The 10069-nt window shown below is 63.4% G+C and carries 8 protein-coding genes and 2 pseudogenes; 1 reads left to right on the forward strand and 9 read right to left on the reverse strand.

Going from position 1 to position 10069, the window contains the following annotated elements:
• Positions 1-4: 4 nt before the first annotated feature.
• The gene (gene shiA, locus KPL59_RS10175) at positions 5-1240 is read right to left on the reverse strand and encodes a shikimate transporter (RefSeq protein ID WP_226351391.1); all 1236 of its coding nucleotides are present in this window, start codon (positions 1238-1240) and stop codon (positions 5-7) included.
• On the opposite strand from shiA, the gene KPL59_RS10180 reads away from it, so the two are divergent.
• Entirely contained in the window at positions 1158-2705 is a 1548-nt protein-coding gene (locus KPL59_RS10180; RefSeq protein WP_226360657.1) for a recombinase family protein, read from the forward strand. The genes shiA and KPL59_RS10180 overlap by 83 nt on opposite strands.
• A gap of 2 nt (positions 2706-2707) precedes the next feature.
• Here the strand turns inward: KPL59_RS10180 and KPL59_RS10185 are convergent, their stop codons facing one another.
• The 8 genes and pseudogenes from KPL59_RS10185 to KPL59_RS37525 form a co-directional block, all read right to left on the reverse strand.
• On the reverse strand, positions 2708-3124 hold the full coding sequence (locus KPL59_RS10185; protein ID WP_226351346.1) for a hypothetical protein: 417 nt from the start codon (positions 3122-3124) through the stop codon (positions 2708-2710).
• Positions 3125-3151: 27 nt separating this feature from the next.
• Positions 3152-3964 (reverse strand): annotated as a pseudogene (locus KPL59_RS10190) (N-acetylmuramoyl-L-alanine amidase); the annotation flags it as partial.
• A 113-nt stretch (positions 3965-4077) separates the two neighbouring features.
• Complete coding sequence (locus KPL59_RS10195; protein ID WP_226360658.1) at positions 4078-4281, reverse strand: hypothetical protein; 204 nt, start codon at positions 4279-4281, stop codon at positions 4078-4080.
• A gap of 356 nt (positions 4282-4637) precedes the next feature.
• Positions 4638-4832, reverse strand: a complete 195-nt coding sequence (locus KPL59_RS37515) for an HNH endonuclease (protein ID WP_226351344.1) — start codon at positions 4830-4832, stop codon at positions 4638-4640.
• 1001 nt (positions 4833-5833) lie between these two features.
• A complete protein-coding gene (locus KPL59_RS10205) occupies positions 5834-7564 on the reverse strand; it encodes a DNA polymerase (RefSeq protein WP_226360659.1) in 1731 nt (576 codons plus the stop codon).
• A 191-nt stretch (positions 7565-7755) separates the two neighbouring features.
• Positions 7756-7974, reverse strand: a complete 219-nt coding sequence (locus tag KPL59_RS10210) for a hypothetical protein (RefSeq protein ID WP_226360660.1) — start codon at positions 7972-7974, stop codon at positions 7756-7758.
• A 441-nt stretch (positions 7975-8415) separates the two neighbouring features.
• Positions 8416-9441: a phage/plasmid primase, P4 family gene (locus KPL59_RS37520; protein WP_226360661.1), complete on the reverse strand. Its 1026-nt coding sequence runs from the start codon at positions 9439-9441 to the stop codon at positions 8416-8418.
• Between the two features lie 44 nt (positions 9442-9485).
• Positions 9486-9638: pseudogene (locus KPL59_RS37525) on the reverse strand (hypothetical protein); the annotation flags it as partial.
• Positions 9639-10069 lie beyond the last annotated feature (431 nt).

The raw sequence follows: 10069 nt of genomic DNA on the forward strand, positions 1-10069 counted from the left end.
GCGGTCAGGAACGCGAGGCCACCGGGGTGGCCGGTGCCTCCTCGCTCTCGGCGTGCGGTGCGTAGCTCATGAAGGACGCGACGAGCAGCGAGATCAGGCAGCCGCCGCAGAGGTAGGCCGCGACCAGGTACCAGCTGCCGCCGCCGACCGCGACCAGCGCCGTCGCGATGAACGGGGTGAACCCACCGCCGACCACGCTGGCGAGCTGGTAGCCCAGGCCCGCGCCGCTGTTGCGGTGCCGGGCGCCGAACATCTCGGTGAACAGCGGCTGCTGCACGCTGACAATCGCGTCGTGGCCGATGTTGACCAGCAGCACGGCGCACAGCACCAGCAGCACCGCCGAGCCCTGCTCCATCGCGACGAAGAACGGCACCGACGCGAGCACCGCGACGACCGCGCCGACCAGGTAGACGGGGCGGCGGCCGTAGCGGTCGGACAGCCAGCCGAACAGCGGGATGGTGATGATCCCGAGCCCGCCGACGAGCAGCCCGACGCCGAGCATGAAGCCGCGGGTGAAGCCGTACTGCTCGGTGGCGTAGGCCAGCGCGAACGTCACGACGATGTACATGGTCAGCAGCTCGGCCAGACGCAGCGCGACGATCTTGACGAAGGCGCCGGGGTGGCGGCGCAGTGCCTCCAGCACCGGCAGCTTCTGCTTCTCGACGGGCTCGGCGGCCTGCGCGGCGGCAGCCTTCTTGAACGTCTCGGACTCGTCGACGCCGGACCGGATCCACAGCCCGACCAGCGTCAGCAGCAGGCCGAAGAAGAACGGGATGCGCCATCCCCAGGTCTCGAACGCGGTCTCGCTCATGACCGCGACCAGGATCGCGACGAAGCCGTTCACCATCAGCAGCGCGACCGAGTAGCCGACCTGCACTCCGCTGGAGTACAGCGCCTTCCACCGCTTCGGGGCGTGCTCGACGGCGAGCAGCGCGGCGCTGGCCCACTCCCCGCCGACGGCGAGGCCCTGCACGCAGCGCAGCGCGACGAGCAGGACCGGGGCCAGGTAGCCCACCTGGTCGAAGGTCGGCAGCAGGCCGATCGCCGCCGTCGTCATGCCCATGATCGCGATCGTCCAGACCAGGGTGCGCTTGCGGCCGATCCGGTCGCCGAGGTGGCCGAACACGATCCCGCCGAGCGGGCGGAACAGGAACCCGATGCCGAAGGTCGCGAACGCGGCCAGCGCGCCGGCGGTGGGGCTCTCGCTCGGGAAGAACAGCGGGCCGAAGACGAGGGTGATCGCCGGTTATGATGGTTCTATGGTCACAGCGATCTACTGCCGGGCGTCCAGCGCAAAACAGCAGGTCAGAGAAGATGGCGTCAAAGGTTCTATAGACCAACAGCTGGCCCTGTGCTTTGAGAGAGCCGAGGCGCTCGGCATCTCTGACGAGGTGCTGGTGCTCGCCGAAGTCAAGAGCGCCACCAAGAAGGACAAGAAGACCGGGCGCGTCCACCGAGCCAAGTTCGACGAACTGTGCGCAGGCATCACCTCCGGCGCCATCACCCACGTCATCGCGTACGACTCTGACCGGATCATGCGCGACCCACACGACGGTGAAACCTTCATCGACGCCTGCGACGGTCGCAACGTCCACATCGATACGTTGCAGTCCGGCAAATACAAGATCGCGACACCCGACGACCGGCTCATGACCCGCATGGTCGTAGCCATGAACGCCCGCGAGATTGAAAAACTTAGAGAACGCACCAAACGGGGCCTCGCAGCCCGCGCAGACGCAGGGCTACCCCACGGCGGCCCACGCAGCTTCGGATTCCAAGCTGGGAACATCCACCACGACGCCGTCGAAGCCGACGCAATCCGGAGCGCGACTCGACAGGTCCTCGCGGGTAGCTCACTGAGATCGATAGCGATCGAGTGGAACAAGGCCGGTCTCAGAACCGCTGGAGCCGCGCCCAGGAGCTGGACGCCGGGCACCCTTAGGGGGGTGCTGCTGAACCCCCGCAATGCAGGGCTCATGACCCGCGACGGCTCAATTAGCGCAGTCAAGCCTCAATGGGAGCCAATCATCACTTACGAGGACTGGAGCTCCATGCACGCGATCCTTAACGAGCCCAGCCGAAAAACCAACGTGGGCGCACCGCCCCGATGGCTTCTAAGTAATATTGCGCACTGCGCGTGTGGGGGTCGACTCAGAGTCAAAGGTTCCGGCTGCAACAGGTCCAAAACAACTTGCCCTCGGTATGAGTGCAGCCGATACACCCACGAATACCCGGCAGACGGTCACAGGGCCCCGGGCCCCCATTCAAGCACGCGAGCAGAAGCTCTCGACGAGTTCGTCTCCGGCAAGCTTGTTCGGGCGTACCACGAAGCAGGCGTGGGTTTTCCGCAACCTCGGGCTGTGTTCAACGCGGAGTCGCTCACCGAGCGCCGCGCAGAAATCCAGAACAAGCGTGAAGAGCTTAAGAGTCTTTGGAGGACTAGCGTCATCACGGCCGATGAACTCACAGTAGAACTGGCGATGCTCGACCGCCGCCTGGAACAGGAACCCGCGACCATGATCCATGAGACTCCCGAACGGAACGCGACACTCGATGAACTCTTCACGGAGTGGTCCGAACTCCCGCTCGATCAGCGGCGACAAATCGTCAAGGACTCCGCGTCTGTGAAGGTACTCGCAACAGGTCGCGGCCGACGAGTAGCCCTGAAGGACCGAGTCATCCTTGAGATTCAGATCCCACAGTGATCTCAGCCGCCGGAGACCTGCGCATGCTGATGTGACAACTCAGCAATAGCTGCGTCCACTTCGCTCGTGTCGTCAGCGTCGTCGCGTTGGAGTTCCAGCTTCACGCGACGGCGCGCGCCTTCGGACATCGCGAGATCGTTCATCGCGGACATGACCGAGTGGAACAACTGACCGGAGAACCGGTTATCTCGCAGAGACCGCGTCAACGCGTCGCACACGTAGCAGAGGATCGCGATGTCGGACTGCTCGTAGAATCGGGCCTGACCGGATTCACGTGCGGCTCGATACAGTTCGCGCGCACGCGGGTGCCACGCGGGGTCCGGCTTGTGCCACACGGGCTCAGCACCGGCGGGAGCCTTCTGCACGAGCTTGTCTTCGGCGGTGTGATGGCCGTGCTTCTGTTCGGTGCGCTTGGGCACGGGAGCCATGATGGTAAAGACCTCTCGTCAGCGTGGTTCGAACTCGATCGCGACTGAGCCGTTGCGGCCCTTGAGATCGATGTCGATGTCAAGAAACTCGGTGCCGTCGGGGATTTCACGCCACACGCGGCTTGCATTACGGAACACGGTGGGACCCCAGATAGGGCCTGTGCCCGGCGGCGGTCCGTCGTTGGGTGCGTTCTTTTGGAACGCGACCTGCATGGTTCCACCGAGTTCACCGGTGATCGAGACGAATGCTCGCTTGAACAGCGCTGATGTGGAGCCGACCATCGCAGGCACCCGCAGATAATTCTTGCCGTGTGTCAGTTCTCGTTCGATCATCACGGGTTTGACCTTCTTTGACGTCGGTGTCGATGCTGCCGAGGCATCAGCGCCCCGCATCAGTGCGAGTACATCGGCGCGCATGCGGGCCATGTCGTAGCTTCTACCGGGTCCGCAACCGGGGTCCCATTTGCCGGTGATACTGGATTCCAGGTGGCCCCGGCACCACTCGGCGTTCGGCCGGTGAAGCAGTTGCGAGATGACGGTGCCGAGTTCAATCGCGGACCTATATTGCGCGTCGGACATCGGCGTGTTGCCGGGGTACACGATTTCGTGGCCCCACACGAACTTGTTGAACGCGCGCGTCACCGGCAGCGGGCCCATGGCTCTACCGCCGGAGGCACCTGCGTGGTTCGCCGGATGCGCCGCGATCACGGTGACGGAGCCGTCAGCGTTGCCGGACGTGTTGCACAAGGGCCCCGGGAGTCCCGGTCGGCCGTTCCAGAGCACCTGAGGCGGTGTCACGGATGCTGGCGTCGCCGTGTGGTGCCAGATGAGTCCCTGGTAGTCGCTCGTCTGGCCGTTGCCACGGCGCTCGTAGCCCGGCTACACGTGCACCGTGACGGCTCGCGCACGGAGGGCCGCTATGACGCGGTTGGCGAAGTCGACGCTCATGCGTCGTACCCACGCGGCGAAGCGTCGACGGCGCCGATGACCATGACGCCGTCGTCGTGCTCGTCGTGATGAATGTGGACGTGCGCGTCATCGTCGCCGACGCAGTCGCGCAAGTGTTCGCGGACGTGGGCCTCGGTCGCCTCAAGCGCAGTGTCGAGACCGTCGACGCCATCGGGCACGAAGCGCTCGTAGCGGATCACGAGCAATCAGCTCCTCATCGAGGCTTATTCAGGGTGATCATGAAGTGCGGTGTTTCTCCAGGTCGGGACCGCAGCGAGGTAGCCCGCCAGGCGGCCCTGAATAAGCCTCATCGTGGGCTGGAGTGCCAGGATTCGAACCTGGACTATCCGTTTTAGAGACGGAGGAGCTGCCGGTTACTCAACACTCCACCAGTATGCTACGCACAGTAACAATCGGTAACAGTAAGCGACTTTTCACATGGGTGCGAAATGAGAGCCTATGCACACCGTTTTATGTTTATACTTAAAGGGGTTAACCCCCCCCAGTCACTAGTAAATAGGAATACAACTAAACACGCGCGCGGGCGCGTAATTCACTATGGAGCGCGCGACGGATGCGCAACAGAATCGCGATACTTGCGGCGTTGACGGCCCGCGAAAGCCTCACGTTGCGTCTTCTCCGTATGACACGTATCACAGATCGCGCCGAGGTTCGACGGCGCATCGGTGCCGCCGGAACGCCGGTTGACGATGTGGTCCACGGAGCGCACGCGGCGTGTCGTCGCGCACACATAGCACGTGTACGCGTCGCGACGAAGTATCTACGCGCGCACACGCTACGGAAGCGGAGCGCCGTATCTGCGACGTGCGTCGAGCCAGGTCATAAGCTGAAAGGGGCCGAAGTGTGAGACATAGAACGTGGTGCGCGCCCGTCATTGAGACCATCAATCAGCAGGGAGCAAGAGGGCTCGACCGGAAACTGATTGCCCTGAACATGGTCCCGGAGCCGCGAGCGCGCACCACGTAAGTTCATTTTAAGGGGCCCGAATCGACATGGTCGAATCACCCCCTCACTTAAGTATTCCTTGAATAAGAGAAGTCACCGGGCTCCACGGAAAGCAGCTCACGCAAGTACTTCCGAGCCGTGCGCCACAAAGTATGAATACGATTCCGATTAACACCGTACAAGTCTGCGATTGCTTGTTCCGACAATTGTGCACGGAATAGAAGGTCCACGACAGCCGCACACGGTTCGCCACAATCGGCCGCCACCGACGCGACGAGCTGACGCCAACGATCGGAACGCGTGACGACAGACTCCGGACACACGAGGTCCACCCGAGACCACATCGGCAGCCAGTCATCGTGGCCCGAGAGCTCTGTCGGCTCACCGCGATCGGCGACGAGTGCACGCACATCGGCCAACGCGAGCTTCGCAGCCCGCCGCGAGGCCTAGCCAACAGACACATTGTGAACGTCTGGATCGTACCAACGCGACATGCGTTCCAACGTCCGCGACAACACGTCCGGCTCGTCCATCGGCGCAAAGCGGCACACGTGGCGCACCGTCTTACGTATCGCACCGAACTCGTCGTGGCCAATATCCCGCCAGTACATGACGATGGGTTCCGCGTTCAGGTAGCAGTTCAGGTAACGACGAGCTCTAAGTGAAGACTACCACAGCGCGGCGCAAGGATCGAGCCCCCGGACGGCCTCGATGACCCCAGGACTACATCACGGCTCATGAGCTCAAGCTACTAAGTAGATCTGACAGATCCACTTAGCCGGTTCGTCAGTACAGCTCCGACCACCGGTGAGCTGGCCGGGAACATGCGGCTTCAAACCGAATCGGCTGGCCACGGTCGCCCGGTGGTGCCCACTCGAAACAGAACGCCCGCTCGATCTCCGCACACACGTCGGCAACGTCGGCTTCCGGTATTTCCCAGACGGCTTCATCGTGCACGAGCGCTCGTGTCATCCGTTGAATGTCCAACGGCATCCGGATCGCGGCGGCCTCGAACAGTACGTCCCGCGCGGTGCCTTGGCCATACAGCGCAGGTGCCTGTGTATGCGACCGGTCGACAACCGGTCGCATCCGACGACCGAAACCGTTGTCGAGTAGATTACCGGACTCGGCCTCTTCACGCACCTCGCGCTTCCATTGGGCAAGTCTCGGGAACTGAGTCGCGATCGTGTCCACGACACGTTGGGCTTCGTTTCTGCGAACACCCGCGCTGTCGGCGAGCTTCAGAACACCCATCGAGTAGTTGACGCCGTGAGAGATGATCTTCGCGGTCTTGCGATACCGCGCGGGGTCACTGTCATATGTGGCGTCGCCGTAGGCCATGCGGGCCACGACCTCGTGCGCGTCGACGCCGGGTTCAAACAGCTTCGCATACTCACGATCGCCACTGTGAGCTGCGACACATCGAGCATCTACTTGCGACAGGTCCGCAGACACCAACACGTGACCCGGTGACGCAACAAACACGTCCCGCTCGTGTTTGCCGAGCACCGTGAGTCCTGGACGCGTCACCGACGTACGACCGGACGCCTGGAACAACGTGATCCGTGGATGCACGCGACCGTCATCGTGCACGTACGTGTCCACCGTGTCATAGACACTGCGCACGCCGACAAGCGCACCGATCGCCTCACACAGGCCCGAAGACTGCGGATACTGCGACGCGATGTCGGCCAACGCGTCAGCTGAGAACGACGGTTCGCCGGTCGGCGTCAGCGGTAAATACTGCTCATGGACGCCCAGATTCTCGAACGCCGCGACCAGTGCACGTTTACCGGCCGCCGTCGCGTGTGGCGCCGCCGCAGGCTCGCCGGTGCTCGTCACCGTGGGCACATCGTGCTCACGGATGAGCCAGTTCACCAGTTGCGTGCGACGATGAGCAGCCTCTGCGACACGGTGACGCAAACGGTCCTGGTCCACGAGCAGACCCACGGACTGCACCTGCGAACACACGGCATGCACTCGGTGCTCCCGCCACAGATACTCGTCGTCGGGCACCAGCGGGACGAGTTTCCGATACAACGACTCCACGGCCAACACGTCGCCGCGCAGGTACTCCAGATACTCCGGATCATCGACCGGTATGCCGCCGAAACCACCGTGTAAAAGCGACAGCTCCAGCAAGTCACCGGTTTTACCTGCGAGCCCGTGCGCGCGTGTCGCCGCAGCCAGCGAATAGCGACTACGTGACGCGTGAGCGGCATCGGACGGGTCCACCAGGGACGCCGCGATCATCGTGTCAAAAACACGCCGGTCACGGGTCCATGACAGCACGTCGAAGCCGAGCGCTGGCACATCGAACGACACCACATTATGGCCAACGAGCAGCGACGACGTCGACACGAGACGCCGGAACGACTCATACGAGTTCGACACCGTGTACTGATGATCACGTGAGAGGCCGCCGAGTCGAAAGAACACGTCCGGCGGCATCGTGAACCGGCTGCGAGCGTCGTGACTCTCGATGTCCACGAACACGGGCGAACAGGTTCCGCTCACGTGTGAACCTTAGCACACGTGGCGGCCGACACGAAGTCTGAAGCAATGTCAGGACCAACTCGGCACAGGATGGTGGCGGCCATGAGCCGGGACCTCGCGGAGGTCATGACGGGTGTCGACGCAGATCGAACTGCCGCTGAACCGTACGTGTGGCGGACCCACGTGACATCACGTGGGTCCGCCACATGTGTTCACAGTTCGATGGTCTCCGTGTGCGTGAACGAGTGGTCACGCCAGGCACCTGCGAGCCTCATGCGTCGCTCGTACTCGTTGTACGTGACGCGTTCGGTACCGCGCTCGTCGTGCTGTGGCGTCACGCGGTAGTCCGGGTTCACGCGACCGTCGGCGAGCAAACCGATCGACACGGTCCTGTCGTCGGTGTCGACGTGGTGCGCATGGGCCGCGAGCACCTGAGCGCGCCACGGCGCCCGTACACGTACCGGGTGCCGGTCCGCTTGTGCTCACGTGCGCCGATCGCGCGTGCGAACGACTGTAGGCGCCCGTGCGCTGCTGTCGACCGTCCGCGTGGCACCACGTCAGCCACGCGGACCACACGTCGCGTGCGTGCACGTACACGTCGTCGTCGTCGACGCGCGTCAGCGTGTCGGCGGCGAACTCGGCGATCGCGTGCGCGATGGTGCCAGGTTTCGGCTTCACGTCGCTGTGTGTGACGACCGACCGTATCGGTTCCACGGCTGGCTGCGTGACCGGTTGCTGTGGTTGCTGCAGTTCGCTGCCATTATCAGCGCTGTAGCTGTTCTGTATAGCGTCGGCACTATACAACTCCTCTCTCTCTACGTTCTTGCTGATGCCGGTTTCAACTGCATCAACTGCAGCAACCTCCTCAATAGCTAGGTGACCAGCGGTTTCGTCTGCTGCAGTTGACTCCGTGGGAGTGTCGTCAACTGCAGCGCCAACTGCAGCACTCGGCTTGAGTCGACAGCCTCGGAGCAGCGAGACGCACGTCTGGCCGCCGTGACGGCCCGAGCAAGCTCAAGTGCTGCAGTTGAACCTCCGCGTGCTGCAGTTGCCGCTCGGAGCTCCCGGCTGAATCTGGCGTACTTCGGGGACCGGATAATGTCACTCTGTGTAGCCAACCAGAGTTGCCACCGGTCCCAGACGAGCTTCGTCGGAAGCTCGTCGTTCGGGTCGCCGGTGATCTCCAGCGACTCGTCGGCGAACCGCAGCAGCGGCTCCGAGTCCTCGCGGGACTCACGTGTCGCCTCGCGCACGGCGTCCGGCGTACCAAGGCCCGTTCGCAGGTACTCGTGGAGCCCGCGCACGAGCCAGGCGAGCACTCCGGATGACTCCGTGTCGATGATCCGCTGAGCCAGCAGCGGGTCCTCGCGACCTTCAAACGACTGTTCGAACGGCACCTGATCGCATCGAGACCAGAACGCGTGCTCCCCGGAGCCCACGTTGGGCGCGTGGTTACTCGTCATCACCAATGTGTGCGACGGCTCGAAGTTCCACTCGTCTTCTCGCATGCGTCGCGCGGTGAGCCGGTCGCCGCCGGTGAGCTCCTTGACGCGCGACACGTCCCATCGAGCGTCTCGGTCGAGTTCCTGGGCCACCGCGAGCCGACGACCGTACAGCGATGCGACCGCCGTGAGATGGCCCTCGTGGCGGCTCAAGGTCAGCAGTTCCTTGTTGACGCCGGTGGCGTACTCGCCGAACACCGCACTGATGATCTTCACGAGCACCGATTTGCCGTTGCGTCCGGTGCCGGTGAGCACCGCGAACTTGTGCTCGCGCACGTCGCCGAGCAGCGCGCAACCGAACAGCCGCGCCAAGTACGACCTGATGTCGGCATCGGGTTGCACCTCACGCAGGAAACGGTCGAACTGCGGACACGTGGCATCCGGTCGATACTCCACGGGCTCTGTTGCGTGATCAGGTCCGCCGGATCGTGTGCGCGTAGCTGTCCCGTGGTCAGCTCGATCGTGCCGTTGGCGACGTTGAACAAGTTGCTGTCGCTGTTGAACTCGCCGCGTGGACCTGCGTTGCGTCGGTGCGCCGCACGTGATCCAGCGCGCTGGACACACGCGAGGCGCGTGGAGCCATGACGTGGCATCGGTCTTCGTGCCGTCGGCACGCTGTTGATACGCGTTCACGTCACGGATCGTCTGTTGCGTGAGCTTCTGGGCAATATCGTGTCCGCCCACGGAGTCCCATCGGCCGTCGGCGTAGCTGAACCAGCGCTGCTGATCAATCGCGTACCGGAGCCGGTCGCCGTGTCTACGGATGACTTCGTCGCAGAGCTCCAGATCAGTTGCGCGCAACTGAACGTGGTCGCCGTCGCGTTCGGTGCTGATTTTCGCCCGTGCGCCCGCGAGTGCTCTGTCGAACTCGTCGCAACCAGTGTCGCGGTCGATCACCGTCGCGTACGTGCGCTTGAGCTTCCGCAACGAGTCCGTCGACGCGTTGAGCGCGCACAGTCGCATCACCGACGAGACCATGCGTCGTAGTGCGAACGTCCGTTCGTGTTGTGCTGTTCGCTGATCG

It is taken from the genome of Pseudonocardia sp. ICBG1142, assembly GCF_020496255.1.
Taxonomy (GTDB): domain Bacteria; phylum Actinomycetota; class Actinomycetes; order Mycobacteriales; family Pseudonocardiaceae; genus Pseudonocardia.

What these genes read in the sequence shown, in the direction of transcription:
- KPL59_RS10180 (WP_226360657.1), top strand. Translation starts at nt 1,158, where the DNA reads ATGCCGAAGGTCGCGAACGCGGCCAGCGCGCCGGCGGTGGGGCTCTCG.